Annotated in this window: 25 protein-coding genes, 2 tRNA genes and 3 pseudogenes; 4 read left to right on the top strand and 26 right to left on the bottom strand. The window is 41.8% G+C overall.

Going from position 1 to position 25,967, the window contains the following annotated elements:
• Positions 1–23 precede the first annotated feature (23 nt).
• The 12 genes from ruvB to aspS all read right to left on the bottom strand — a co-directional run bounded on the left by ruvB (position 24) and on the right by aspS (position 10,803).
• Entirely contained in the window at positions 24–1,037 is a 1,014-nt protein-coding gene (gene ruvB / locus AC30SF_RS07275; RefSeq protein WP_290521997.1) for a Holliday junction branch migration DNA helicase RuvB, read from the bottom strand.
• Between the two features lie 15 nt (positions 1,038–1,052).
• On the bottom strand, positions 1,053–1,667 hold the full coding sequence (gene ruvA, locus AC30SF_RS07280) for a Holliday junction branch migration protein RuvA (protein ID WP_489608024.1): 615 nt from the start codon (positions 1,665–1,667) through the stop codon (positions 1,053–1,055).
• A 64-nt stretch (positions 1,668–1,731) separates the two neighbouring features.
• On the bottom strand, positions 1,732–2,304 hold the full coding sequence (gene ruvC, locus AC30SF_RS07285; protein ID WP_489608025.1) for a crossover junction endodeoxyribonuclease RuvC: 573 nt from the start codon (positions 2,302–2,304) through the stop codon (positions 1,732–1,734).
• A gap of 57 nt (positions 2,305–2,361) precedes the next feature.
• Entirely contained in the window at positions 2,362–2,793 is a 432-nt protein-coding gene (locus tag AC30SF_RS07290) for an ACP-like domain-containing protein (protein ID WP_489608026.1), read from the bottom strand.
• 9 nt (positions 2,794–2,802) lie between these two features.
• Complete coding sequence (locus tag AC30SF_RS07295) at positions 2,803–3,543, bottom strand: YebC/PmpR family DNA-binding transcriptional regulator (RefSeq protein WP_021615175.1); 741 nt, start codon at positions 3,541–3,543, stop codon at positions 2,803–2,805.
• A 12-nt stretch (positions 3,544–3,555) separates the two neighbouring features.
• Complete coding sequence (nudB, locus tag AC30SF_RS07300) at positions 3,556–4,002, bottom strand: dihydroneopterin triphosphate diphosphatase (RefSeq protein ID WP_489608027.1); 447 nt, start codon at positions 4,000–4,002, stop codon at positions 3,556–3,558.
• Between the two features lie 112 nt (positions 4,003–4,114).
• Entirely contained in the window at positions 4,115–5,383 is a 1,269-nt protein-coding gene (locus AC30SF_RS07305) for an NRAMP family divalent metal transporter (protein ID WP_489606892.1), read from the bottom strand.
• A 266-nt stretch (positions 5,384–5,649) separates the two neighbouring features.
• On the bottom strand, positions 5,650–5,952 hold the full coding sequence (locus AC30SF_RS07310; protein WP_489608028.1) for a hypothetical protein: 303 nt from the start codon (positions 5,950–5,952) through the stop codon (positions 5,650–5,652).
• 484 nt (positions 5,953–6,436) lie between these two features.
• Positions 6,437–7,249 (bottom strand): IS3 family transposase, encoded by an 813-nt coding sequence (locus AC30SF_RS07315; protein ID WP_489608317.1) that lies wholly within the window; start codon positions 7,247–7,249, stop codon positions 6,437–6,439.
• Entirely contained in the window at positions 7,234–7,587 is a 354-nt protein-coding gene (locus tag AC30SF_RS07320) for a transposase (protein ID WP_489608029.1), read from the bottom strand. The genes AC30SF_RS07315 and AC30SF_RS07320 overlap by 16 nt, the downstream gene beginning before the upstream one ends.
• 154 nt (positions 7,588–7,741) lie before the next feature.
• Complete coding sequence (locus tag AC30SF_RS07325; protein WP_489608030.1) at positions 7,742–8,980, bottom strand: hypothetical protein; 1,239 nt, start codon at positions 8,978–8,980, stop codon at positions 7,742–7,744.
• A 53-nt stretch (positions 8,981–9,033) separates the two neighbouring features.
• Positions 9,034–10,803 carry an aspartate--tRNA ligase gene (aspS, locus tag AC30SF_RS07330; protein ID WP_489608031.1) on the bottom strand — a complete coding sequence of 590 codons (1,770 nt, stop codon included), beginning with the start codon at positions 10,801–10,803 and terminating at the stop codon, positions 9,034–9,036.
• A 164-nt stretch (positions 10,804–10,967) separates the two neighbouring features.
• Between aspS and cmoA the strand changes: the two genes are divergently transcribed.
• Positions 10,968–11,690 (top strand): carboxy-S-adenosyl-L-methionine synthase CmoA, encoded by a 723-nt coding sequence (cmoA, locus tag AC30SF_RS07335; RefSeq protein WP_489608032.1) that lies wholly within the window; start codon positions 10,968–10,970, stop codon positions 11,688–11,690.
• Positions 11,691–11,784: 94 nt separating this feature from the next.
• On the opposite strand, the gene gdhA is transcribed toward cmoA, so the two are convergent.
• From gdhA to AC30SF_RS07380, 9 genes and pseudogenes are all read right to left on the bottom strand, one after another.
• Complete coding sequence (gene gdhA / locus AC30SF_RS07340) at positions 11,785–13,134, bottom strand: NADP-specific glutamate dehydrogenase (protein WP_489608033.1); 1,350 nt, start codon at positions 13,132–13,134, stop codon at positions 11,785–11,787.
• Positions 13,135–13,386: 252 nt separating this feature from the next.
• Positions 13,387–13,581, bottom strand: a pseudogene (locus AC30SF_RS07345) (hypothetical protein); the annotation flags it as partial.
• Positions 13,582–13,969: 388 nt separating this feature from the next.
• Positions 13,970–15,205: an NADH:ubiquinone reductase (Na(+)-transporting) subunit F gene (gene nqrF / locus AC30SF_RS07350; protein WP_209364440.1), complete on the bottom strand. Its 1,236-nt coding sequence runs from the start codon at positions 15,203–15,205 to the stop codon at positions 13,970–13,972.
• Positions 15,206–15,216: 11 nt separating this feature from the next.
• Positions 15,217–15,813: an NADH:ubiquinone reductase (Na(+)-transporting) subunit E gene (nqrE, locus tag AC30SF_RS07355; protein WP_005633378.1), complete on the bottom strand. Its 597-nt coding sequence runs from the start codon at positions 15,811–15,813 to the stop codon at positions 15,217–15,219.
• 3 nt (positions 15,814–15,816) lie between these two features.
• Positions 15,817–16,446, bottom strand: coding sequence for an NADH:ubiquinone reductase (Na(+)-transporting) subunit D (locus tag AC30SF_RS07360; RefSeq protein ID WP_295973685.1), 630 nt, complete (start codon positions 16,444–16,446; stop codon positions 15,817–15,819).
• Positions 16,446–17,231 (bottom strand): Na(+)-translocating NADH-quinone reductase subunit C, encoded by a 786-nt coding sequence (locus AC30SF_RS07365; protein ID WP_489608034.1) that lies wholly within the window; start codon positions 17,229–17,231, stop codon positions 16,446–16,448. Before AC30SF_RS07365 ends, AC30SF_RS07360 begins: the two co-directional genes overlap by 1 nt.
• Entirely contained in the window at positions 17,224–18,459 is a 1,236-nt protein-coding gene (locus tag AC30SF_RS07370) for an NADH:ubiquinone reductase (Na(+)-transporting) subunit B (protein WP_489608035.1), read from the bottom strand. Before AC30SF_RS07370 ends, AC30SF_RS07365 begins: the two co-directional genes overlap by 8 nt.
• Positions 18,460–18,461: 2 nt before the next feature.
• Complete coding sequence (locus tag AC30SF_RS07375; RefSeq protein ID WP_489608036.1) at positions 18,462–19,802, bottom strand: Na(+)-translocating NADH-quinone reductase subunit A; 1,341 nt, start codon at positions 19,800–19,802, stop codon at positions 18,462–18,464.
• A 361-nt stretch (positions 19,803–20,163) separates the two neighbouring features.
• Positions 20,164–20,475 (bottom strand): BolA family protein, encoded by a 312-nt coding sequence (locus AC30SF_RS07380; protein ID WP_489608037.1) that lies wholly within the window; start codon positions 20,473–20,475, stop codon positions 20,164–20,166.
• Positions 20,476–20,570: 95 nt separating this feature from the next.
• Between AC30SF_RS07380 and AC30SF_RS07385 the strand changes: the two genes are divergently transcribed.
• Positions 20,571–21,164 carry a YajG family lipoprotein gene (locus tag AC30SF_RS07385; RefSeq protein WP_489608038.1) on the top strand — a complete coding sequence of 198 codons (594 nt, stop codon included), beginning with the start codon at positions 20,571–20,573 and terminating at the stop codon, positions 21,162–21,164.
• Between the two features lie 573 nt (positions 21,165–21,737).
• Here AC30SF_RS07385 and AC30SF_RS07390 read toward each other — a convergent pair.
• The 5 genes and pseudogenes from AC30SF_RS07390 to mutY all read right to left on the bottom strand — a co-directional run bounded on the left by AC30SF_RS07390 (position 21,738) and on the right by mutY (position 24,568).
• Positions 21,738–21,813 (bottom strand) — tRNA-Asn (locus AC30SF_RS07390).
• A 4-nt stretch (positions 21,814–21,817) separates the two neighbouring features.
• Positions 21,818–21,893, bottom strand: a tRNA-Phe gene (locus AC30SF_RS07395).
• Between the two features lie 203 nt (positions 21,894–22,096).
• Positions 22,097–23,174, bottom strand: a pseudogene (mltC, locus tag AC30SF_RS07400) (membrane-bound lytic murein transglycosylase MltC).
• A 1-nt stretch (position 23,175) separates the two neighbouring features.
• Entirely contained in the window at positions 23,176–23,451 is a 276-nt protein-coding gene (locus AC30SF_RS07405; protein WP_033002507.1) for an oxidative damage protection protein, read from the bottom strand.
• Entirely contained in the window at positions 23,429–24,568 is a 1,140-nt protein-coding gene (mutY, locus tag AC30SF_RS07410; protein WP_489608039.1) for an A/G-specific adenine glycosylase, read from the bottom strand. The genes AC30SF_RS07405 and mutY overlap by 23 nt, the downstream gene beginning before the upstream one ends.
• Before the next feature lie 220 nt (positions 24,569–24,788).
• Here mutY and trmB point away from each other — a divergent pair.
• Both trmB and AC30SF_RS07420 read left to right on the top strand, forming a co-directional pair.
• Positions 24,789–25,550, top strand: a pseudogene (trmB, locus tag AC30SF_RS07415) (tRNA (guanosine(46)-N7)-methyltransferase TrmB); the annotation flags it as partial.
• 23 nt (positions 25,551–25,573) lie between these two features.
• Positions 25,574–25,915 (top strand): YggL family protein, encoded by a 342-nt coding sequence (locus tag AC30SF_RS07420; protein ID WP_021616006.1) that lies wholly within the window; start codon positions 25,574–25,576, stop codon positions 25,913–25,915.
• Positions 25,916–25,967: the final 52 nt, after the last annotated feature.

Genomic DNA, 25,967 nt, shown 5'->3' on the forward strand with positions numbered 1-25,967 from the left:
AGATTGAATAAGCCTTTTGTTTTTTAGTCTTCACATGATATTTTTTCAATACCAAAATGACGATAAGTTGTTGAGGTTGCCATTCTTCCGCGAGGTGTTCGTTGTAAGAATCCCTGCTGAATTAAATAAGGTTCCAACACATCTTCAATGGTATCCCGCTCTTCCCCAATCGCCGCAGCTAAATTGTCTAACCCCACAGGCCCACCATCAAAACGCTCTAAAACTGCCGTCAGTAACTTCCTGTCCAAATAATCAAACCCGGCATCGTCAATATCCAACATAGACAACGCTGCTTTCGCAATGGCTTCGGTAATCACACCGTTATTACGCACATCGGCATAATCTCGCACTCGACGTAATAAGCGATTCGCAATCCGCGGTGTACCACGAGAACGGCGGGCAATTTCATAGGCGGCCGAATCATCAATTTTAAGCTGCAAACAGACCGCACTTCTTGACACAATAGACGTTAAATCCGGCACGGAATAAAATTCCAAGCGTTGCACAATCCCAAAACGATCGCGCAATGGCGAAGTTAAAGAACCGGCTCGGGTAGTCGCACCAATGAGCGTAAAGGGCGGTAAATCCAATTTAATAGAGCGGGCGGCCGGGCCTTCACCAATCATGATGTCCAACTGATAATCTTCCATTGCCGGGTACAATACTTCTTCAATGGCAGGGGAAAGGCGATGAATTTCATCAATAAATAACACATCATGAGGCTCAAGATTTGTCAGCATCGCCGCTAAATCACCCGCCTTTTCTAAAACCGGACCGGATGTGGTACGGATATTCACGCCCATCTCGTTAGCAACAATGTTCGCTAAAGTCGTTTTTCCCAATCCCGGTGGACCAAAAATCAACAAATGATCCAAGGCATCCTGACGTAATTGTGCCGCTTTAATGAAAATTTCCATTTGCTCACAAACTTGTGGTTGTCCCACATAATCCGCCAACAATTTTGGACGAATGGCACGATCAATGACATCTTCGTCTAATTTTGCCGTAGCACTGATAATTCTGTCTGCTTCAATCATCTTGTCTATCTCAAATTACAACGCGGCTTTTAAAGCTTCACGAATTAACTGTTCACTGGAAAGTTCCGGTTTAGAAACTTTTTTCACCATTTTCTCCGCATCAACCGGCTTATAGCCCAAGGCGATCAATGCTGCTACAGCCTCATTAGAAGGTTCAGTGGTTGCAACGGCTTCCATGCTAAAGCTTGGCAAATGATCCGCTTGCATAAAGAAATCGTTATTTTTCACGCCGTTAAACTTGCCTTTGAGTTCAACCAAAAGTCTTTCTGCGGTTTTCTTGCCGACACCGGGAATCTTCACTAATTTTGACAATTCTTCGCGTTCAATGGCATACGCAAACTCATCTACCGACATGGCAGATAAAATTGCCAACGCCAATTTAGGGCCTACACCATTGGTTTTGATCAATTCACGAAATAAAGTGCGGTCTGTTTTTTGTGCAAATCCAAAGAGCAAATGAGCATCTTCACGCACGACCAAATGGGTAAATAAGCTGGTTTGTTTGCCCACTTCGGGAAGATGATAAAAACTTGTCATCGGCAACAACAATTCATAGCCGACACCCTGCACATCCAACAAAATTTCCGGTGGCTGTTTTTCCATTAAAATGCCGGTGAGATGACCAATCATAGCAATCCTAATTATCAGTAAAAAAATCGCAGGTAGGATAAAATAAAACTGGATAAATATCCAGTTAAATTTTTAAACGGAAACGGCCTCGACTATATCGCGTGCGTAAAAGTGCGGTCATTTTTTCTTGTGTTTTATGCTGACCAGCTGCATCAGCGACATGGAAAGAGTGCTGTATGGAATGGGCATGCGTAATGGCGATCGCTAAAGCATCCGCTGCATCGGCTTGTGGCTTATCGGAAAGTTTAAGAATTCGCGTGACCATCTCTTGCACCTGAACCTTATCCGCCGAGCCAATCCCCACCACCGTTTGTTTGACTAAACGGGCGGCATATTCAAACACCGGCAAATCATGATTCACTGCCGCAACAATCGCCGTGCCACGTGCCTGCCCGAGTTTCAGGGCCGAATCCGCATTTTTTGCCATAAACACTTGTTCAATCGCAAACATATCCGGTTGAAATTGCGTGATGATTTCCGTCACGCCGGCATAAATACGTTTTAAACGAGTCGGTAAATCATCTACTTGAGTACGAATGGCACCACTACCAAGGTATTCCAACTGCCGCCCGGTTTGTCGGATAACGCCATAACCGGTCACGCGCGAACCGGGGTCAATGCCTAAAATAATTGTCATAATCGGGTATAAAACAAACGGCTAGAAGACCTAGCCGTTTTTATTTGACGTGAAAGTTTATTGATTTGCTTTTGCGGTCGCTTTCGCGTTCACATCACAGTTTTTCACGATGATTTTGTCGGATTTTTTGCCTTTTTGTAAAAGATTTACCGGCACGACAGAATCAAATTTATCCAAGGTTAAACCGCTGTCCACATTCCACACATAGTTGCCGGAAGTAAATGCGGTAAAATCTTTTTGAGATGCATCGCGAGCAAAATCTTTTGCAATCACTTTATTGCCTACCATCACCATTGCCCCTGTCGGTTCTTGACCTTCGAATTGATACACGGCAGTCACGGTTTTCTTGTTGCAAGAATACACGACGGTTTTATCCGTAATCGTTGGCATAGCGCCGGCAGCTTTGGGCTCTACATTGGCTGTTGCATTAGAACACGCCGCCAAAATGGCAACTGTAGCCATTGCAGAGAATACTTTAACAAATTTCATAAATGCTCCTTATAGCATTGCAGCGACTTCATCGCTAATTTCACCGTTGTGATAAACGTTTTGTACGTCATCACAGTCTTCCAACATATCAATTAAACGCAATAGTTTCGGTGCGGTTTCCGCATCCAAATCTACTGTCGTTGATGGAATCATTGTTACTTCCGCTTCTTGCACTTTAAAGCCTGCCGCTTCAATGCCATCGCGTACGGAACCTAATTCTTCCCATGCGGTATAAATTTCAAAAGAGCCGTCATCTTGCGGTTGAACATCATCGGCACCGGCCTCAATCGCCGCTTCCATTAATGCATCTTCATCCGCTTGATTAACAATAATCAAGCCCTTTTTACTAAATAAATAACCCACAGAACCTTCTGTACCTAAGTTACCGCCACATTTGGTAAAACTTGGGCGAACTTGGGAAATAGTGCGGTTAGCATTATCGCTCAAACATTCCACCATGACGGCCGTGCCACCCGGGCCGTAACCTTCATAGATTTTGGTTTCCATATTGGTGTCATCGCCACCACCAACACCACGCTCAATAGCACGGTTAATGGTATCACGGGTCATGTTGTTGCTGAGCGCTTTATCCACTGCCGCACGTAAACGTGGGTTCGATCCCACATCGCCGCCACCGATTTTTGCAGCGGTTACCAATTCACGAATTAATTTCGTAAAGATTTTGCCACGTTGCGCATCTTGCGCTGCTTTACGGTGTTTAATATTTGCCCACTTACTATGGCCTGCCATGTTGTTTTCCTTCTATTTTGTCAAATCAAATAAATATTTTCTTATCGCTTCTGCATTATTAGGCGATTTCGTCATCTGCACCGCCTGTGCCGGCGAAACCCATTGAAAAGCGAGATGTTCGGTTAATTCAGGGGTAAATTCCTGATCCACTGCCAACAAAAACCAGTGCTCTCGGCAGTGGGTAACATTCGGTGCGTATTTATAGCGGAAATGCGGAAAAATTTCAAACGTTACGCTTTCATGGCAATCACAAAGTGCGGTGCTTTTTGACGGCGTTTTTAACCGCACTTCTTCCCAAACTTCACGCACTGCCGCGTCATGCGGCATTTCATGTTCTTCCAAAGAACCGGTGACCGATTGCCAGAAAGCCGGATCATCTCGACGCTGTAGCATAAGCACTCTGCCACTCTCTTTGGCATAAATGACAACAAGGACAGATTGGTTGTTTTTATATTTCAATTGGATATCCACGCAAATAAAAAGTTCGCCATGTATTTTCACTTAAAACAACGTAAAAAAGAACCGCACTTTAAAGAAGTCCTTAAAGTGCGGTCGTTTTTAAAAAAAATTTTTAGCCTAACCAGCCGGCTTGCTGTGCAATAAAGAGTGCAGCAAACGCAGTTAAGTAGAATAAGCCGATGAAGGACAACCACAATAATCCACCTTTCACGCTGTGTTTCGCTTTCATGGTTAAGGATAAGTTCAACCATGCAAACACCGGCGCAGAAACAAAGGATGCAATCATTGCGAATTTCAACATCGGACCAACGGCGTTATTAAAATAGAAAATAATGGCTAAACCGGAGGCCGCGGCAAGCACCATGGCAATGTTTAAGGTTTTTACGGTGCTTTCGTGTTTACCAAGTAATAAACGCAAGGATTCAACGTTGCTACGGGAATAGCCGTCGATAACGGTAATGGTTGTTCCAAACATACACATGAAGGCAATCACGGCAATCAATAAACGCGCCCATTCACCGATGGTGCTGGCATACATATTGATTAATTGCGCGATATATTTACCGCCCACCATTTCCACGGTTTCAGGTGAACCGAATTGTACTAACGCACCAAGTGCCAAGAACACAACGGCTAAAATCGCTGTGCCGATGTAACCCACGTTAAAGTCAAACAAACCGTCTTGATAAGACACTTTGGTCAAGCGACGTTTTGCCACCACCCACATGGAGTTAATCGCAGAAATTTCAATCGGCGCCGGCATCCAGCCCATTAACGCCACCAAAAATGCCAATTTGCTTAATTCCCACGGGGAAGGCGCAACGAAATCTGCCGGTGCGACACCTTGCATACCGTTACGCATGAATGCAATCACCACGGCACTGACTGTTGTCACAGTTAAGGCGATCATGATGATTTTGGATAAGCTGTCTAATAAGCGGTATTTCCCTAACAGTAAAATGCCGGTTGTCACACCGATCACCAATAAACTGAGGACCGGCATTGGCAATGGAATAGGGATCACAAAAGTTAAAATGGCTGCGGTTAGCAAACCTACCGCGGCTGTGTTAATCACGGTGGCAAAAATATTTAATGCAAGGAATAGCCACAAATAAAATTTACCTTTTTGGCGGTAACCTTCCAACAAGGTATTGCCGGTATCTAAGGTATATTGCACGCCGAAACGGAAGAAAGGATATTTGAATAAATTCGCAAGAATTACGATGCTCACTAATTCCCAACCATAAATCGCTCCGGCTTGGGTGGAGGCGATAATGTGCGAACCGCCAACGGCAGCAGATGCCATGACGATTCCGGGACCTAAGGCAGAGAATTTACTCGCCCATGTAGATTTTTCAACTTGATTGATTGGTTCACTCATAAAATGTCTCTTTAAATGATAGAAAGGTGCGTATTTATAATAGAATTTTCATCTAGAGTAAAGTGAACCCAGCAATAAGAAAAAACAAAGAAAAAGATAAAAAACTATGTTTTTCTAAAAATCAGCATTTTATTCCAAAAAATGAGAGATTAAAAACGGATAAATCTTGCTAACTTGGCGAATGACAGTGAATAAAATTTTTAACCGAATCGTATGAAATTTATATTCACGGTACGCCTGATTGAGAGATTCAAGAGACGATGGTGCTATCCAGTATTTTTTTCGTGAAAAAATACATTTGCAGAAGGGTGAAATAGACAAATAAGATTAACAATTAACAACAAGACATGGCACATTGTGATAGGAACATTCTCAAACAACACATAAACCAGCACATCAACGGCAAGCAGCCACGCAATAAAAATATCTCTCGCCCAATGTCGGCCGCGTAAGATGTTTTTATTGAGGAAGAAAATGACGACAAAATTTAAATAAGGCATAAAAAGCAGAGCGCTGGACTGAATAAAGGAATCACCAATGGCAAGCACAATTAAGGTGAGTCCTAACACAATAAGATAATTAATAATGATATTAGTCCAACAAATAATCGGGATAGAACGCGGCTTTTTCATATTTTTTAATCTTATTCTAGTTATTTTGGCTTTTGTATTGAAACGATTTTGCAAATCGATTGTAGCAAGAAACCTAAAGCAAGTCATTTACTTAACATTTTTATTACATAAATCTTACATTGCGTAACATATCTTACATGAAAGTGTGACTTAATTCGCACAATTTTAACGAGAAATTTATTATTCCACAACCATTTTAGGCTTATTATCCATATTATTTATTATAATTCTTATTCGTAGTAGTAGTAGTAGTAGTAGTAGTAGTAGTAGTAGTAGTATCTATGCTATTGAAAAATAACGATATTTCAAGTGATAAAAAAGCTATATTTCAGTCATGAATAACATCACTAAAATATAGCTCATTGGTCTTCTTTGTTTCATAATTCAATCAAAATGATCTGACCCCCAAAAATCTAGACGATTAATTCAAGGACTGACAACGATATTGTATCGGACTCACTCCTTTTAATTTCAGTTGGATTCGACGGTGGTTATAATAGTCCCTTACTGCTTCAATTATCTCTTCTTTTGTTTTAAATTCCTTGCCATAAAAGCATTCCGTTTTTAATCGCCCAAAGAAACTTTCCATTGCTGCGTTATCTAAGCAATTCCCTTTTCTTGACATACTTTGAATGATACCCTGCTCGGCAAGTAGGCGACGACAAGCTACCGTCTGATACTGCCAGCCTTGGTCTGAATATAAAATCAAGCCCTCAACCTTATTCAGGCGTTTGCCCACCATGTTTAACATTGACTCAACTTGTACCCAATTCGGTGAGTAGCTGAGATTAAAGGCAACTATCTCATTGTTAAATAAGTCTAAAATCGGGGATAAATAGACTTTTCCCCCATCTTTCGCTTTAAACTCCGTGATATCCGTCACCCACTTTTGATTCGGGGCAGTTGCCGTAAAATCTCGCTCAAGACGATTCGGGGCAATATGGCCTATTGTGCCTCGATAAGTCGTGAATTTCTTGCCTTTTCTTGACCGCACTTGAAGTCCAAGTTCCCGCATTAAACGTTGGATTTTCTTGTGATTTACATCCGGCAAACAGGCATGAACACGTCGGTGGCCGTAATCAGGATGCCGGGATTTGATGTGTTTAATCGCCGCTTTAAGCCTCTTATCCTTATCCGGTTTAATCTGAAGTTTAGCAAAAAACGTACTACGCGCTAACTGTGCAAAGCCTAAAAGCCATTTTAACGGATAGCATGTTCTTAACCTTTGGATAATTTCCGTTGCTCGGCTTCGTCCTGAAGTCTGAGCCTTCTCAACTCCTTTAGGTAGGCTACCTCCGCTTCAATCTGTAAAATTCTCAGGCGCAAACGGTCTTCTTCTGTTTTGGGTGGCGGTGGCATTTTTGCATATTTAGGTTTCATCGGCGGTCGCCCTGATGGTTTGCGAGGAATAAGTCCTTTTATGCCACTTTTTTCAAACCGTTTCAACAACGTCCTGACTAAGGCGTTGGAAGGAATATTGTAAAAACGCGCGGCTTCTCTGATACTCATTTCTCTATTCAAGATAGGTCGGAAAATTTGTAATTTAAATTCTGTTGTGTAGTGTTTACCCATAAAAAATCTGCACCTCAATTGTTGGTTGGTGAGTCCAACTTTTTAGGGCGGATCATTTTGACCGCACTTTACATTTAAATCACATAATTTCTGTTTTTTGCCAGTACATAATCTTAAACAGGTTCAATAATGGCTCACCAAAACCAGCACATCATTAATCTCTCTTTATGCGAGGATTTTTTACGTTTAAAATACCATTCTGACAAATTAAATTAAAACACTCTTCTTGAGTCATTTCTCTCCGAGTAAATTTGTCATACATTTCTAGTAATTCTACTGTTTCAATGATTAATAAATAATATTTATTTTTTGCCATATCAATTTGTTGCTGATCTACAGGAATGCGAGATTTTAAGTCTTTATCCTTTTGATGATTCATCACAAGTAACTTGTGAATATTATTCTTATCTAAATCATCACCCCTCTCTTCTTTAAAGTACTCAAAATGTAGATCTAATTGAGCAAGATTAGTTGTTTTAATATTCTGATTAACGCCTTTTATTTCCCCTATAAAAATCTTATTTTTAAATGTAAAGGTAAAGTCTTCTTTCTTCTTATCTTTAAATCCTGAAAAATCCACATCAAATATCTTACTAAAAATATCCTTGACGACATCAACCAACTCATCACCTGAAGTATAAAGAATGGATTTAAACCGAGAATTCTCACTTAATTTACCTTTTGATACTGCAATAGAATCCTTACAACTTTTTATCTGAGCTTCATTCTGTTCTATCTTTTTTAATTGCTCCGCATCATCAAAAAGCATTACTTTATTCATCCAATCAGGAGCCACTGCATTAGGGCTAGCTTTTAATCCAACCTTTTCAAGAAAAAGTTGTAATTCTTCATCAGTAAGAATATCTAATGTTGTTAAAAATAAATTATCCTTCTTACAACAAGTCACTTTATCACTATCTATGGAGCGGAGTAAAATCTCAAAATCATCTCGTTCAGGAAAATAAAAATCAGCTGGAATATTTACGTCATCAGACAATTTTGTATCTGTTCTCTCAAAAGAGAAATTATATTCTAGCTCTTTATTTAATATACTAAATATATCAGATATATGAAAGATAATATCTTTAATAGGCGTTTTATAGACAAAACTTTCACGTCTAAAATTACAATAAAAATTAACATTCATAGGATAAAGAAATAAAAACTTTGTTTTCCTACTATTAAAAATCATTTTATTTATACTTAAAAAATCATTATTATAAATAATTCTATAATCGTTAGATTCTTTATTTTGATATATATACGGTGAACGTAAATCAATTATATTTACATCAAACATATCAAATGATTTAGGCGAAGAAAATTTATTTACCGCTTCTACAACAAAATTACTGTCATTTTTTCCATTTAGGTTTACTAATTGAACTTTCATGCTATCTCTCTTAAAAAAAAGAAGGCGATTATATAATCGCCTTATATTGAGTATTAAGTATTATTTTTTATAACCTGAATGCTCAACTCACCCAATGCCTGTGGATTCGCAAAACTTGGCGCTTCGGTCATTAAGCACGCTGCTGCCGTCGTTTTCGGGAACGCGATGACATCACGAATATTTTCAGTGCCGGTTAAAAGCATGGTTAAACGGTCTAAACCGAACGCCAAACCTGCGTGTGGCGGTGTACCGAATTTCAATGCATCCAACAAGAAACCAAATTTCTCGCGTTGTTCTTGTTCGTTGATGCCAAGAATGCGGAATACAGTTTGTTGCATTTTCGGATCGAAAATACGTACAGAACCGCCCCCCACTTCGTAGCCGTTGATGACCATATCGTAAGCATTCGCCACCGCAGTTGTTGGATCCGCTTCCAATTGTTCCGGTGTGAAATCACGTGGCGATGTGAATGGGTGGTGCATTGCCGCCAAATTGCCTTCATCATCACGCTCAAACATAGGGAAATCAATCACCCAAAGCGGTTGCCATTCGTCTAAACGGGTTAAGCCGAGATCGCGACCCAGTTTCAAACGCAATGCGCCCATGGCATCGGTGGTGATTTGCCATTTGTCTGCGCCGAAGAATAAGATATCGCCGTTTTGTGCTTTCACACGTTCTGCTAACGCTTTCCATACGTCTTCATTTAAGAATTTCGCAATCGGGCTTTGAACACCTTCAAGGCCGGCATTGATATCATTCACTTTCGCCCAAGCCAAACCTTTCGCACCGTAGATCCCAACAAATTGGGTGTATTCATCAATTTGTTTACGTGTAATTTCGCTGCCATTTGGTACGCGAATGACCGCCACACGACCATTTACATCATTGGCTGGGCCTTGGAACACTTTGAAATCTACCTCTTTAACGAGGTCTGCAACATCCACTAATTCCAGTGGGTTACGCAAATCGGGTTTGTCGGAACCAAAACGATTCATCGCTTCATGCCAAGTCATCACAGGGAATTTGCCTAAATCCACACCAATGATGTTTTGCCATAAACCGTGCACCATGCGTTCCATAATCTCACGCACTTCAGGCGCTGTCAGGAAAGAGGTTTCCACATCGATTTGGGTAAATTCCGGCTGACGATCTGCACGCAAATCTTCATCACGGAAACATTTCACGATTTGATAATAACGATCAAAACCGGACATCATGAGCAACTGTTTGAAAAGCTGTGGTGATTGTGGCAATGCATAGAATTTGCCTTTATGCACACGGCTTGGCACTAAATAGTCGCGCGCACCTTCCGGTGTGGCTTTGGTTAGCATTGGGGTTTCAATATCTAAGAAACCGTTGTCATCCATAAAACGACGTACAAAGCTGGTGATTTTTGCACGGGTTTTTAAACGTTGCGCCATCTCAGGGCGACGTAAATCCAAATAACGGTATTTTAAACGTTGTTCTTCCGTGTTGTTTTGGTTGAAGTCTAACGGCAACACATCGGAAGCGTTGTAAATTTTCAATGCTTTCGCCAAGACTTCCACTTCACCGGTCGCCATGTTTTTATTGATTTGGTTGTCCGGGCGAGCAATCACTTCACCTTTGATTTGAATACAAAATTCGTTACGCAAACCGGCAGCCGCGGTCAAGGCGTCTTGATATTTCGGGTCGAAACACACTTGCACGATACCATCACGATCGCGCATATCAATAAAGATCAACCCCCCTAAATCGCGGCGACGATGAACCCAACCGCTTAATGTCACTTCCTGACCTATATTTGCGCGGTTTAACGCACCGCAATAATGTGAACGCATCATTTTTTATTCCTTATTATATTCTGAATCATTAAAGAGAAATTAACCGTGCGATTATACGGAAATTGCCTGGGCTTTTGAATTGGAAAGCGAAATTTATTTGCTCCGTTAAAAACTTTCTCTAAAATAACCGCACTTTTTATTTCAAATCATTGCATCGCAAAAACATGAAAGACACCCTATTCTCTGCGCCTATTGAAAAATTGGGCGATTTTACCTTTGACGAAAGCGTCGCGGAAGTATTTCCCGACATGATCCAACGCTCTGTGCCGGGCTATTCCAATATCATCACAGCTATCGGTATGCTTGCCGAACGTTTTGTGACGGCAAACAGCCATGTCTATGATTTAGGCTGTTCTCGTGGCGCGGCAACCCTTTCCGCTCGTCGTCATATCAACCAACCCAATGTAAAAATTATCGGGGTGGACAATTCCCAACCGATGGTAGAACGTTGTCGTCAACACATCGCTGCCTACCATAGTGACATTCCGGTCGAGATTCTCTGTGACGACATTCGCTACATTGAGATCAAAAACGCATCCATGGTGATTTTGAATTTCACCCTGCAATTTCTACCGCCACAAGATCGCGTGGCGTTGTTAGAAAAAATTCATCAAGGATTAAATCCAAACGGCGTATTGGTGCTGTCAGAAAAATTTCGCTTTGAAGATGAGCAAACCAACGACTTACTGATTGATCTCCACCATCAATTTAAACGCGCCAACGGTTACAGCGAATTAGAAGTGAGCCAAAAACGTACCGCACTTGAAAATGTGATGCGCACAGACAGCATTGAAACCCACAAAGCGCGATTAAAAAATGTCGGCTTTTCTCATGTGGAGCTTTGGTTCCAATGCTTTAACTTCGGTTCCATGATTGCGATGAAATAAGCGCAAGCTCAAAATAAAGAAGTGCGGTGGATTTTTAACGTGTTTTAAAATCCACCGCACTTTTCTTTATCCTCGCAAGCGAAATATCGAAAAATTAATACACGCCTTGTGCCAACATGGCATCAGCCACTTTAACGAAACCGGCGACGTTCGCACCCACCACATAGTTGATGTTACCTTGCGCATCACTGCCGTATTTTTTACAGTTCGCATGAATGTCTAACATAATGCGGTGCAATTTGGCATCGACTTCTTCTCTTGTCCAACTTAAGCGTTGTGCGTTTTGCGACATTTCTAAACCGGAAGTGGCGACGCCGCCTGCATTTGCTGCTTTGCCTGGTCCGAAGAGTACGCCCGCGTCAATAAAGGCATTGGTGGCGTCAATGGTCGTTGGCATATTGGCACCTTCCGCTACCACTTGCACGCCATTGGCAATCAAGGCTTGTGCATCGCTTAATACTAATTCGTTTTGGGTGGCACATGGGAGTGCAATATCGACTTTTAAATGCCATGGTCGAGCACCGGCGACATATTTCAAGCCAAAGAGATCGGCATAATCTTTTACACGACCCCGTTTTACGTTTTTGATATCCATTAATGCAGCTAATTTTTCCGGAGTGAAACCTTCTTCATCCACAACGGTGCCGGATGAGTCGGAACAGCTAATGACTTTTGCGCCTAGTTGCAGGGCTTTTTCAATGGCATATTGTGCCACGTTGCCGGAGCCGGAAACCGCGATGGTTTTGCCTTTCAAATCTTGGCCTTTTTCTGCCAGCATCGCTTGGACGAAATAGACCAAACCATAACCGGTAGCTTCCGGACGAATTAAGCTACCGCCAAAGCTCAAGCCTTTGCCGGTAAAGACACAGCTGGTTTGATTGGAGAGTTTTTTCATCATGCCGGTTAAATAACCTACTTCACGTGCGCCGACACCAATATCCCCCGCCGGCACATCTGTATCCGGGCCGATGTGGCGATAAAGTTCGGTCATTAAGGCTTGGCAGAAGCGCATGACTTCCGCATCGCTTTTACCTTTCGGATCAAAGTCTGAACCGCCTTTGGCACCGCCCATTGGCAGCGTGGTTAAGGCATTTTTGAAGATTTGTTCAAAACCTAAGAATTTTAAAATGGACTGGTTGACGGACGGGTGGAAACGCATACCGCCTTTGAAAGGGCCGATAGCGCTGTTAAATTGAATGCGGAAGGCGCGGTTGACTTGCACTTGGCCTTTGTCATCGGTCCATGCTACACGGAATTGAATGATGCGTTCCGGTTCAACTAAACGTTCTAATAAGGCTTCAGAGCGGTATTTCGGGTTTTTCTCAAGGAATGACCAAATAGACGTGAATACTTCGCGTATCGCTTGTAAAAATTCCGGTTGGTTTCCGTCACGTTGTTCGACTTTGGCTAAGAAGGCTTCTAAGGAAGCGACTGCGTTAGACATAAAAAATCTCCTGTTGATGATGTTTGCATATATTGTTTTTATTAATCGGAATCACTATGCAACAACTCTTCTTATTTTTCCAAAACAACCATCAAAAATAGGAAAAATTTAAAATAAAAGATGAAATAATATAGATAATATCTAATTATTTAATAATTTTATTGAGATTCATCTAAATAACAACCCACACATAAAACGTGCGGTTTTTAAGCTCCCCTATAAGGGGCTATACTTCATAAGCTCCTCAAGGGGCTAGTGAAAACTGACAGGCGTGTCTAATGACTTCCTTGCATACCCCTTAAAAGGGTTAATATGCTCTTTCGTTGATAAATTATCTTGAACCATGTCTTCTTTTTCTTGATTCCTTATATCGTCCTCCACAACTTTTGTATTTAAGCCCACGATGCTGACAAAAAATCCTTTCACTCGGAAATGTCTATTTTCATATCCCTATTTTAGTGAATTGTGGCGTGCAACTTGTTGCACGAAATCGTGAATGCCAGAAAGCGTTAAATAACGTTCCCTGTGTAATTTGGTCGTGCATCAAGATGCACGCTACGCACAAAATCGTGAATTGTGCATCAAAGTTAATGTTTTAATCATTCGTGCAACAAGTTGCACGATACGAGGGGTAAGGGGTAAATTTAGCTCCATACGCATAGCGTATGGTTTTTATCACCAGACTTTGGCTGGCTATAATAAAAATCAAATAAAGCATTCGTTTAGACAAAAAATAAGCCCTGCAAAATACAGGGCTTATTGTGTTTAAACTGATCATAGAAAGCATGATGCTCAAGTGCGGTCAGTTTTGAGATAGTTTTCTCTCTATTATAGATTAACCACCGAAGTCATCTAATAAGATGTTTTCATCTTCAACACCGAGGTCTTTCAACATTTTAATTACCGCCGCATTCATCACCGGAGGTCCACACATGTAGTATTCACAATCTTCAGGTGCCTCATGATTTTTCAAATAATTTTCATAAAGCACATTATGAATAAAGCCGGTGTAACCTGTCCAGTTATCTTCCGGTAACGGATCTGATAATGCTACGTGCCATGTAAAGTTCGGGTTTTCTGCTTGAAGCTGATCAAAATCTTCTACATAGAACATTTCACGTTTAGAACGCGCACCATACCAGAAAGACATTTTACGTTTAGAGTGCAAACGTTTTAATTGGTCAAAGATATGGGAACGCATTGGCGCCATACCTGCACCACCACCAATAAAGACCATTTCGTTATCGGTTTCTTTCGCGAAGAATTCACCAAACGGACCAGAAATCGTCACTTTATCACCCGGTTTTAATGACCAAATGTAAGAAGACATTTGTCCCGGAGGTGCATCCGGTTGACGTGGCGGAGGCGTCGCAATACGCACGTTCAACATAATAATGCCTTTTTCTTCCGGATAAGATGCCATAGAGTAAGCACGGATAATATGCTCATCGACCTTGGACACATAACGCCACAAGTCATATTTATCCCAGTCTTCATGGTATTCTTTCGGAATATCGAAATCTTTATAGTAAACTGTATGTGGATCAGCTTCGATTTGGATATAACCACCGGCACGGAATGGTACTTCTTCACCCTCAGGAATCGCTAATTTCAGCTCTTTGATAAAGGTGGCTTTGTTATCGTTAGAGATAACGGTACATTCCCATTTTTTCACACCAAAGATTTCTTCCGGCAATTCAATGTCCATATTGCCTTTCACGTTCACCTGGCAAGAAAGACGATAGCCTTCTTTAGCCTCACGTTTGGTGATGTGAGATAACTCTGTCGGTAAAATTTCACCGCCACCGCTTTTCACTTTTACCACACATTGACCACAGGAACCGCCACCGCCACAAGCTGATGACACAAAGATCCCTTTGCTGGCAAGCGCGCCAAGCAATTTGCCACCGGCCGGTAACGTAATGGCTTTATTGGGATCATTATTAATTTGAATGGTAATGTCGCCGGAATCGACCAATTTAGATTTGGCAAATAGAATAATGGCGACAAGCACTAAAACGATAGCGGTAAAGGCTGCAACACCGAGTACAAGAATTGTTGTTTCGCTCATTTACGCCCTCCTTATAACTGAATACCGGAAAATGACATAAAGCCAAGCGCCATTAAGCCTGCAGAGATAAAGGTGATCCCTAAACCTTTCAAACCCGCCGGCACATCCGCATATTTCATTTTCTCAGTTAAACCGGCTAACGCAACGATTGCCAACATCCACCCCAAGCCTGCACCAATACCGTACACGGCAGATTCTGCGAAGGTATATTCACGTTGAATCGCAAAAGATACGCCACCGAAGATCGCACAGTTTACAGCAATAAGCGGAAGGAAAATCCCCAATGCGTTATAAAGTGCCGGGAAGAATTTATCGAGCGTCATTTCAAGAATTTGAACGATACCCGCAATAATCCCGATAAACGTAATAAAGCTTAAGAAGGATAAATCTACTCCTTCAACTAAAGCGCCATCTTTTAACACGTGTTCAAATACAAATTGGTTCGCCGGTACAGAAATGCCAAGCACAACGGTGACCGCAACCCCTAAGCCGAATGCCGTTGACACTTTTTTCGATACGGCAAGGAAAGTACACATTCCTAAGAAGAAAGAAAGCGCCATATTTTCAATGAAGATCGCCTTCACAAATAGGCTAATATAATGTTCCATTGATTATTTCTCCTGTTGCTCAGGTTTCCACGTTCTTAAGCCCCAAATGATGAAGCCGATAATAAAGAACGCACTTGGTGCAAGAAGGAACAAGCCGTTCGGTTGATACCAACCACCGTCTTGAATGGTTTGGAATACTGGGAAGCCAAGTAAACGACCAGAACCAATTAACTCGCGTAACGTTGCAACAATTAATAAAATTGCACCATAACCTAAACCGTTACCGATACCGTCAACAAAGCTCTCAAGTGGACGAGATTTCATCGCAAAAGCTTCTGCACGACCCATCACGATACAGTTGGTAATAATCAAGCCCACGAATACTGAGAGCTGTTTCGATAAACCATAAGCAAAAGCTTTCAATACTTGGTCAACCAAAATTACCAAAGACGCGATAATTGCCAGTTGTACAATGATACGAATACTATTTGGAATGTACTGACGAATCATCGAAATAAACATACTGGAAAAACCGGTTACTAAACTTACCGCAATTGCCATAACGATCGCGGTTTGTAATTGAGTTGTGACCGCTAATGCAGAACAAATACCCAAAATTTGCAGCGCAATCGGATTATTTTTTACGATCGGATCAAGCAAAAGTGCTTTTAAATTGCTTTTTGCATCAGCCATTATCTTGCCCCCGCTTTAAATTTTGCTAAGAATGGACCAAAACCATTTTGACTAAACCAATAATCAAAAGAACCTTGCACACCATTTGAAGTTAAGGTTGCACCTGATAAGGCATCAACGCCGTGTTCTTTGTTAGAAGACGCATTTTTAGCAACACGAATAGCCACACGTTGATTATCATCAAACAGTTTCTTATCTACGAAAAGTGCTTGCCAACGCGGATTGGCGATTTCACCACCAAGACCAGCGGTTTCACCTTGATCATAGTAAGTAATGCCTTTGATGGTATTGGCATCCGAGGCAACCGCAACGAAACCGTACATTGTTGACCATAAACCGCGACCGTACATCGGCAATATGACTTGATTGACCTGACCTTGTTCATCTTTTACAAGGTAAACACGCGCTTGATTCGCACGCACTTTAATCCCGGCTTTGTCTTGTTCCGCAGGAATGGCTTGACTAAGTGCGGTCGATTTTACCGCTGTTTTTGGATCAAATTTTTCCACATCCTCTTTTGAGGCTTGAACAAAATCACCACTTTGCAAATCCACTAAACGTGGTTCAATAAACTTGTTATAAGTGTCTTTAATGACAGAAGCATTATCTTCTTTCATTAGGCCGGCAACCGTTAAAATATTACGTTGAACGTCCAGTGCTTTTTGTTCATCTTGTTTTGATTTCAATGCCACCGCGGCACCGGAAACCACGATAGAACACACCAAACTTAGCAATACAACAACGGTAACTGTACCGCCAACGCTATCTTTATTAAATTTAGCCATTTGTTCTTGCTCTCCGACGTTTGATATTTGCTTGAACCACGATGTAGTCGAAAATTGGTGCAAACAAGTTTGCAAATAAGATCGCTAACATCATACCTTCCGGGTAAGCTGGGTTCACTGTACGAATTAATACTGCCATCACACCAATTAACGCGCCGTACCACCATTTACCGGTATTGGTAAATGAAGCAGATACAGGGTCTGTAGCCATGAAGATCATCCCCAGCGCAAAACCACCTAATACGAAGTGCCAATGCCAAGGCATGGAGAACATTGGGTTAGTATCGGAGCCAATTAAGTTAAATAAGGTTGCAGTACCAATCATACCGATCATCACACCCGCCATAATGCGCCAAGAAGCAATACGGGTGAATACAATGACGGCACCACCGATTAACAATGCAAGCGTTGAAACTTCACCCATGGAGCCAGGAATATTACCGATGAAGGCATCCATCCAAGTAATTGGCTCACCGGTGACCGTATGTTGCAATGCTGCTTGACCACCTTGTGACCATTGTGAAAGTGCGGTAGCGCCTGAGAAACCATCTGCCGCAGTCCATACTAAGTCACCGGAAATTTGTGCCGGATAAGCGAAGAATAAGAATGCACGGCCAGCAAGTGCAGGGTTCATAAAGTTACGACCGACACCACCGAAGATTTCTTTTGCTACTACGATACCAAAGGTGATACCAAGTGCCGCTTGCCATAATGGCAATGTTGGCGGAACAATTAAGGCGAAAAGAATGGTTGAAACGAACATCCCTTCATTTACTTCATGTCCGCGCACAACGGAGAATAGTAGTTCCCAAATCGTACAAACGGTAAATACTACGATATAAATCGGCAGGAAGAAGATCGCCCCTAATGCCATTTTTGAGCCCCAAGTTGCATTATTGGTTAAATCTAAACCTAGTGAACTTGCAAGGGCATAGTGCCAATCGTTAGCAATTAATTGATCTAAATTGCCTAATTGATTTAAGGCAGGGATCGCTTGGTTACCCACATTGTACATCCCATAGAAAATCGCAGGGAACAACGCAAGGAAAACCGTAATCATCATACGTTTTGAGTCTAACGCATCACGAACGTGTGTGTTTTTGTGCGTTACCGTACCCGGTGTATAAAGCAAGGTATAAATCGATTCAAAGATCGGATAAAGCTTGCTGTATTTACCACCTGGTAAAAACGCGGGTTCCATTTTTTCAAAAAGATTTTTTAAACCCATTTTTAACCTTCCTTCTCAATCTTATCTAATACTTGACGCAAGATTGAACCGTATTCATATTTGCCCGGGCAAACGAAAGAACATAATGCTAAGTCTTCTTCATCTAATTCAAGACAACCTAACGCTTGTGCCCCATCGGTATCGCCCACGATTAAATCACGTAGTAATAATGTCGGTAAAATATCCAACGGCATCACGCGCTCATAGCTACCGATTGGTACCATTGCACGTTCACCACCATTTTCTGCGGTAGTGAAGTTAAATAATTTCTTGCTAAAGTGACCAAGCACTGTACGGGTAATCGAATATTTATTTGATTGCGGCGTAATCCAGCCAAGGAATTCTTTCTCATTACCTTCAGCGATTACTGAGACTTGTAATGCATAACGACCAAGATAGTCATGCACACCTTTTGCCGTTTGACCGCAAAGCACAGAACCGGAAATCACGCGATTATTACCGTCTTTTAATTCATTTGCAGTTAATTGAGAGAGATTCGCACCGATGACTGTACGCACTAAACGTGGTGTTTTCACTTGCGGGCCGGCAAGAGAAATAATGCGTTCGACATTGAGCTCACCGGTGGTAAATAATTTACCGATAACAATCACATCTTGATAGTTGATATACCAAACGGTTTTATTGATGCCCACCGGATCAATAAAGTGGATATGTGTGCCACTTAATCCTGCCGGATGAGGCCCGGCAAATTCATCCACGATCACATTACTCGCGTGTGATGCCGGAATTTTATTATCAGGCGCTTTACATAAGTGAATGTTGCCGTCATGTAAACGACTTAACACGGTTAAGCCATTGACGAAATCATTTTCGGATGCAGCAATAATAACCGCAGGATCCGCCGCGAGGGGATTGGTGTCCATCGCATTAACGAAAATGGATGAAGGCACGCTATCAATCGCCGGAACTTTGCTGAATGGACGGGTACGGAACGCTGTCCATAAACCGGATTCCTGTAAATTTTTACGCACTTGCTCTGCACTTAACGTGTTCAGTTCAGCTGTCTCGTATTTATCGAAAGAAAGCGCTTCATTGCCTTCCACTTTAATTACCACAGACTGTAATACACGTTTCTCGCCACGATGAATCGCGGTGATCGTGCCACTCGCCGGTGCGGTGAAAATCACACCAGGATTCTTTTTATCTTCAAAAAGCACCTGACCTTTTTTCACTACATCACCTTCGCGAACCTTCATCGAAGGGCGCATTCCCACATACTCTTCACCCAGCAAAGCAACTTCAGTAACGGTATTCCCGTTATGGATTACCTGATCCGGTTTTCCTGCAATAGGAAGATCCAAGCCTTTTTTAATCGTAATCATATTGTTTGCACTACTTTTGTTAGATTAAAAATACAGCAATAACCCTGAGGTTATTACCTCGTCTTGAGTGATGGTTGTTGAAATGATTAAAGAAGAAACAACAAGATACCTCTACACCAAATAATCACTCTTCAACCGGTAAAAATAAAACTCAAATTCTGCTATTTATTTGTCAAAGGCACGCAACACCCATGACAAAACGTTAAAATATTGCTAAATATAAATGCCTTATTTTAACCAAATAATAACGTTCATGCCACTTTGAAACGTGGCTCTTTCTCGATTTTCCAATAAAAACTGCACATAACTTGCAAAAAATCAATTTTTTATTTTATTGCGTAATAACTAAAGAGGTAAGGAACTATAGCCCAACACCGGCACAACGAGGGGATTTCGGGAACTGCTGCCCTAATTCATCCCACTCTTGCTGAGTATAAAGATGCAATGCCAAGGCATGGATGCCATTTTGTAAATCTTGTGAAAGGAATTGATAGATTTTACGATGGCGTGCGACTTTACTCTGCCCTTCAAAGGCGTCACTGACTAATACGATTTTAAAATGTGAATCCTCACCACGCCCGGAGCTGTGCATATGACTTTCGTTTTCAACCGTAATAAAGTGCGGTTGAAATTCCTGACATAATCGTTGTTCTAATGCTTGTTGTTTTGACATACTTCTTCCTTAAGGGATTTATTAAATGAGGAGACTATACAATTACTTGTAACTTTGTAAGAATAGCGCAAATTAATCAAACTGATGAGGATATTATGAAATTTAATCTGAAAACCATCATTCTCGGCTCTGTTCTGCTTTCCAGTGCGGTATTAACCGGTTGCCAAAGCGAACCCAGCACCTTGAGCTTTACACCGCTATCACCACAAGCCACCATGAATGTGAATCAATCTACGGTTGTTTACGTTACCACTCGCGATATGCGCCAAGCGCCTGAAATTTCCAGTTATGTTGCCGATGGTAAACTCGTCAAGTTATCCGCAACGCCAAGTGTTACCGAATTATTCCAACAAGTGGCACAACAAGATCTGGTTAGCAAAGGTTTTCGTATCGGCATGGCAAATAATTCTAATGCTGCTGTCACTGTAGATGTGCAAGAGTTCTTTGCGAAAGTCAACCAAGGCAATCTACGTTACGATATTGATAGCAAAATTCAACTCGCTATCCATGTTCAAGGCATGAAGGGTCAATTCAGCAAAAATATTAATGCGACTCGCAACTACTCCGGTGCTTTCTCGGCAAGAAATGCAGAAATCCAGAAAGTACTAGGCGAAACGCTTAACGAAGTGGTTCAATCTATTTATAAAGATCAAGAAATCACTCAAGCGATTACCCAATACGCAAACTAAAAACGCCGCAAAAAATGACCGCACTTTCTAGCTTAGCTCAGAAAAGTGCGGTGAAAATTCCAAGTGTTTTTTAGGGCACAATCCCAAAGATAAAATTAACGCATAAATTTGATTCCGATTTATGCGTTATTTTTTACTTTGCAAAATACAAAATCAGAATCGTAGCGTGCAACTTGTTGCACGAAATCATGAATGTCCGAAAGCGTTAAATAACGTTCCGTGCATAATTTAGTCGTGCATCAAGATGCACGCTACGCATGAAATCGTGAATTACACATCGAGGTTAATTATTCGTGCAACAAGTTGCACGCTACGAGGGGTTAAATAATCGTCCTATATGTTGAGTTTCGCTTGTTAGCCTTGTTCATTATATAGAGAGGATTTTTTCTGTTCATCCCTTAAGGTATTTAGCTTCATGCGCGTAGCGTATGGTTTTTATAGCCGGACTTTGGCTAGCTATAATAAAATTAACGCATAAATTTGATTTCAATTTATGCGTTAATTTTTGCTTTACGAAATACAAAAGTTGAAAAAAAAGAAAAGCCGCTAATTGCTTAGCGGCTTTCTAGAATTTGGCTCCTCCTGCGGGACTCGAACCTGCGACATATGGATTAACAGTCCACCGTTCTACCGACTGAACTAAGGAGGAATAGTGGTGCCTCGAGGCGGAATCGAACCACCGACACGGGGATTTTCAATCCCCTGCTCTACCGACTGAGCTATCGAGGCAACTCATCAGTGGTGCGTATTAAACGTTTTTTTCGATTTCAAGTCAACACCTATTTTAAAAAAATGTGAAATAATTAATTCATTTGCACGTTTAACAAACAAAATGTATATAAATTATACACTTATGCGTTTTTTATGATCATAAAAATGCCCACAGCATATTTATTCTGTGGGCATTAACATTTTATGCTCGTGAAAATTCTTTAACGTCTAACACGATAACTTTTTTGCGCTTTATCGACTTTCAATAAATAATTACGCGCCTGCGCAGAGGGGTGGCTTGTCGTCAACATGCGATAAACCTGCTCCGGATACAGTTGATTAATTTGCATAATCGCAGCATCTTTATCGTCATTGAATACGCGCAATACCGCACCGGCACCGCTGTTATAGGCTGAAATCATGGCAAAGCGTTTTGATGTCGGGTTTGTAATGCCATCTAAATATTTATTTTGTAGCAACCACAAATAAGCCGCGCCGGCATCAATATTCTTCTCAGGATCAAACAAATAGTTTTTACTTGGTTGACCACTCATGCCTTTCATTTGGAACACATCACGCCCTGCAGTGCGGTACCACTTGCATTAAGCCCATGGCGTTCGCATAACTAATCGCATACGGGTTAAAACTGGATTCTGTTTGCATAATCCCAAGGATCAAGCTCTCATCCAATCCATAACGACGTGCCACTTTACGCACAATCGGAATATATTTCTGCGCACGCACTTCCACGTGGTTAGCAATCATTGGAATAACAACCAACTGTACTTGGTTACCATTCGCTAAACGGCGGGTTTGTAACTTATTTTGAATCAAATACGTAGCAAAGTTACTCGCCGTCAGCTGATCGGCAATTGGACCACCAAGATGATCAATCACCTGCCCCATCAAAAATGGACGAGAACTGATCGGCACATCACCGGAAGCAAATAAATCAATGCCATTCGCATCCGATCCCATCAATAATGTATGCACAATCGCATTATGCAAACGGTTTAAATCTGCCTGCGTTTCGATAGTAATCAAACCTTCATCAAAACTCACATGGCTACGGGTAAAGTAACGATCCGTATATTTCACATAGTCCTTACGACTGGCAACCAACAGCTCATTCACCCCCCAAATGCGGTCGATATTATTGGCAAATTGCCCGGTTAAAATATCTAAACCGCGGGTATCTTTCGCAAAGGCTTCATCAAAGTCTAGCCCTCGATGATGTGAACCTCCGCCGCCACACGCATACAAAAAGGGAATTAATGCCAGAATTAAATACTTCTTCATTTTACTTCGCTTCAGGTGGAGTATAGCCTTCAATGTGTACGTCTTTACCTTCAAACAGGAAATTCACCATTTCCTGCTCCAATAACTTACGATGTTCCGCATTCATCATGTTTAATTTTTTCTCATTCACCAACATGGTTTGTTTTTTCATCCACTCTCCCCACGCTTGTTTGCTAATGGAATCAAAAATACGTTTACCCAATTCTCCCGGATATAGTTGAAAATCCAAGCCTTCCGCTTCTTGTTTTAAACGTTCACAAAATACCATTCTCGCCATAATGATTCCTTACATATTGAGTTAATAAATTCTTCACGGGTGTTGCCAACCCGATAGGTTCAGGATGTTGCGGATCATACCAATATTTGACCGCACTTAATAGGTCTGATTGATATTCCTCCGTCTTTTCCGGCACTTTTTTCCAAGGGGAACAATCCACGTCCGCAGTCTCGATTAGACCGCCAACTTGCGCATAAATTGGATAAATATCTAAATGAAAATGGCTAAACGTATGGCGAAACGCCGGCCACTCCTGATATTGCTTAATTCCGTTTGCGGCTAAATAGGCTAACAACGCCTGCTTTTCAGTAAATTGCGGAAAACAATATAATCCGCCCCACAAACCGCTATTTTCCCGTTGCTCTAATGCAACTTTACCGTCTTTTTCCAACAGCAAAAAATAACTTTCCCGCACCGGCAATACTTTCTTCGGCTTTTTCCCCGGATACGCCTGCCAATTTTGTTCAGCATTGGCTCGACAAGTTAACTGTAACGGACAAAGGCTACATTTGGGTTTAGAGCGGGTGCATACCAGTGCACCAAGATCCATCATTGCCTGATTAAAATCCGCCACCTGTTCCGTTGGGGTCACCTGTGCTGTTAATTGCCACAAACGATCTTCCGTTTTTTTCTCACCCGGCCAACCGTCCACGGCAAAATAACGGGATAACACCCGCTTCACATTGCCATCCAAAATAGCATAAGGCGCATTCAAACAAGAAGATAACACTGCCCCCGCCGTGCTTCGCCCCACACCGGGCAACGCTAACACCTGTTCAAATTCTGTCGGAAACATACCGTCATATTGATCTCGCATGATTTGCGCGGCTTTATGCAAATTTCGCGCCCGCGCGTAATAACCCAAGCCCGTCCACAAATGCAGCACCTCATCTAACGGCGCATCAGCAAGTGCGGTCAAATTAGGAAATGTTTTAACAAAACGCTCAAAATACGGAATGACCGTCGCCACCTGCGTTTGCTGTAGCATTACTTCTGATAGCCAAACGCCGTATAAGGTTTTATGTTGTTGCCACGGCAAATTTTTCCGCCCGAACTTGGCATACCATGTTAATACAGACTGCGCAAAAGGCGCATGGGGAGAGGATTGAGCCAGCATAACGTTCTAATTATTCAATACCGAATTATGTAATAAAAGTGCGGTGGATTTTGTGAGTTTTTTCCAAATTACACCAAATGAAAGTCGTCAAAGTTTAGCATAAAGCCAAGGGCTTGTTGATTCCCGGTACCGAAATTGCCAAGGGTAAGGAAACCGCCTATAATCAGCAACGACTTTTTAGGACATTCTATTTTCGTTATCCCATAAATCACAAAATTTCATGTTAGACACACAATCTCAAGAACAACTTCCAACGACTTTTGCTGATCAAAAACGCAAAACCGTTGAATCCGCCGAATTTACCTCCGATGGTCGTTACAAAAGAAAAGTACGCAGTTTTGTGCTACGCACAGGTCGCTTAAGCGATTATCAAAAAAACGCCATGAACCAAAACTGGGCGGCGCTCGGCTTGGACTATCAACCGCAACCATTTGATTTTAAACGTATTTATGGAAATGAGAATCCTGTTATTTTGGAAATCGGCTTTGGTATGGGCAGTTCCCTTGTGGAGATGGCAGCACAAAATCCCGACAAAAACTACCTCGGTATTGAAGTGCATACACCGGGCGTTGGCGCTTGCATTGCCTATGCGGTGGAAAAAGGCGTAACAAACCTACGCGTCATTTGTCACGATGCCACCGAAATTCTACGTGACAGCATTGCCGACCAAAGTCTCGGCGGGTTACAACTGTTTTTCCCGGATCCGTGGCACAAAGCCAGACACCACAAACGCCGTATCGTACAACCGCACTTTATTGACCACTTATTAACTAAATTGCAAGCCGGCGCATTCATTCACATGGCAACTGACTGGCAAGATTATGCTGAACAGATGTTGTCGGTGTTGCAGCAATATCCGCAATTACGCAATACGTCAGACACAAACGACTACATCCCTCGCCCTGATTTTCGCCCGTTGACCAAGTTTGAACAACGCGGTCAACGCCTAGGACATGGCGTGTGGGATTTATATTTCATCAAACCGCAACATAAAGGAAACACATTATGGCGATCAAACGTAACCAAAGACAACGCAAAAAAATGCACCTTGCCGAATTCCAAGAATTAGGCTTTTTAGTGAAGTGGCAATTTGCCGAAGGCACCTCTGTAGAACAAATCGACAGCACTGTTGACCGCTTCATCGCTGAAGTTATCCAACCGAATGGATTGGCCTATGAAGGCAGTGGCTATTTACACTGGGAAGGCTTGGTTTGCTTAGAAAAAATCGGTAAATGTGATGCCAAGCATCAAGAATTAGTGAAAAATTGGTTAAGCCAAAATGGCTTACAACAAATTGAAATCAGCGAATTATTCGATATTTGGTGGGATTACCCGACAAACGCATAACTCATCTAAAGCGCCCCCGTCCCTCAATGGGGGCGTTTGTTATGCGGAAATG

The sequence above is a fragment of the Aggregatibacter valvarum genome (genome assembly GCF_980468985.1).

Coding starts and splice junctions, on each gene's coding strand:
- AC30SF_RS07360 (WP_295973685.1), bottom strand. CDS start 16,446: ATGGCTGATGCAAAAAGCAATTTAAAAGCACTTTTGCTTGATCCGATC.
- aspS (WP_489608031.1), bottom strand. CDS start 10,803: ATGATGCGTTCACATTATTGCGGTGCGTTAAACCGCGCAAATATAGGT.
- gdhA (WP_489608033.1), bottom strand. CDS start 13,134: ATGTCTAACGCAGTCGCTTCCTTAGAAGCCTTCTTAGCCAAAGTCGAA.
- cmoA (WP_489608032.1), top strand. CDS start 10,968: ATGAAAGACACCCTATTCTCTGCGCCTATTGAAAAATTGGGCGATTTT.
- AC30SF_RS07290 (WP_489608026.1), bottom strand. CDS start 2,793: ATGAAATTTGTTAAAGTATTCTCTGCAATGGCTACAGTTGCCATTTTG.
- ruvA (WP_489608024.1), bottom strand. CDS start 1,667: ATGATTGGTCATCTCACCGGCATTTTAATGGAAAAACAGCCACCGGAA.
- nqrE (WP_005633378.1), bottom strand. CDS start 15,813: ATGGAACATTATATTAGCCTATTTGTGAAGGCGATCTTCATTGAAAAT.
- AC30SF_RS07375 (WP_489608036.1), bottom strand. CDS start 19,802: ATGATTACGATTAAAAAAGGCTTGGATCTTCCTATTGCAGGAAAACCG.
- AC30SF_RS07420 (WP_021616006.1), top strand. CDS start 25,574: ATGGCGATCAAACGTAACCAAAGACAACGCAAAAAAATGCACCTTGCC.
- AC30SF_RS07320 (WP_489608029.1), bottom strand. CDS start 7,587: ATGGGTAAACACTACACAACAGAATTTAAATTACAAATTTTCCGACCT.
- AC30SF_RS07295 (WP_021615175.1), bottom strand. CDS start 3,543: ATGGCAGGCCATAGTAAGTGGGCAAATATTAAACACCGTAAAGCAGCG.
- nqrF (WP_209364440.1), bottom strand. CDS start 15,205: ATGAGCGAAACAACAATTCTTGTACTCGGTGTTGCAGCCTTTACCGCT.
- ruvB (WP_290521997.1), bottom strand. CDS start 1,037: ATGATTGAAGCAGACAGAATTATCAGTGCTACGGCAAAATTAGACGAA.
- AC30SF_RS07405 (WP_033002507.1), bottom strand. CDS start 23,451: ATGGCGAGAATGGTATTTTGTGAACGTTTAAAACAAGAAGCGGAAGGC.
- AC30SF_RS07380 (WP_489608037.1), bottom strand. CDS start 20,475: ATGTCAAAACAACAAGCATTAGAACAACGATTATGTCAGGAATTTCAA.
- AC30SF_RS07305 (WP_489606892.1), bottom strand. CDS start 5,383: ATGAGTGAACCAATCAATCAAGTTGAAAAATCTACATGGGCGAGTAAA.
- ruvC (WP_489608025.1), bottom strand. CDS start 2,304: ATGACAATTATTTTAGGCATTGACCCCGGTTCGCGCGTGACCGGTTAT.
- mutY (WP_489608039.1), bottom strand. CDS start 24,568: ATGCTGGCTCAATCCTCTCCCCATGCGCCTTTTGCGCAGTCTGTATTA.
- AC30SF_RS07365 (WP_489608034.1), bottom strand. CDS start 17,231: ATGGCTAAATTTAATAAAGATAGCGTTGGCGGTACAGTTACCGTTGTT.
- AC30SF_RS07370 (WP_489608035.1), bottom strand. CDS start 18,459: ATGGGTTTAAAAAATCTTTTTGAAAAAATGGAACCCGCGTTTTTACCA.
- AC30SF_RS07385 (WP_489608038.1), top strand. CDS start 20,571: ATGAAATTTAATCTGAAAACCATCATTCTCGGCTCTGTTCTGCTTTCC.
- AC30SF_RS07325 (WP_489608030.1), bottom strand. CDS start 8,980: ATGAAAGTTCAATTAGTAAACCTAAATGGAAAAAATGACAGTAATTTT.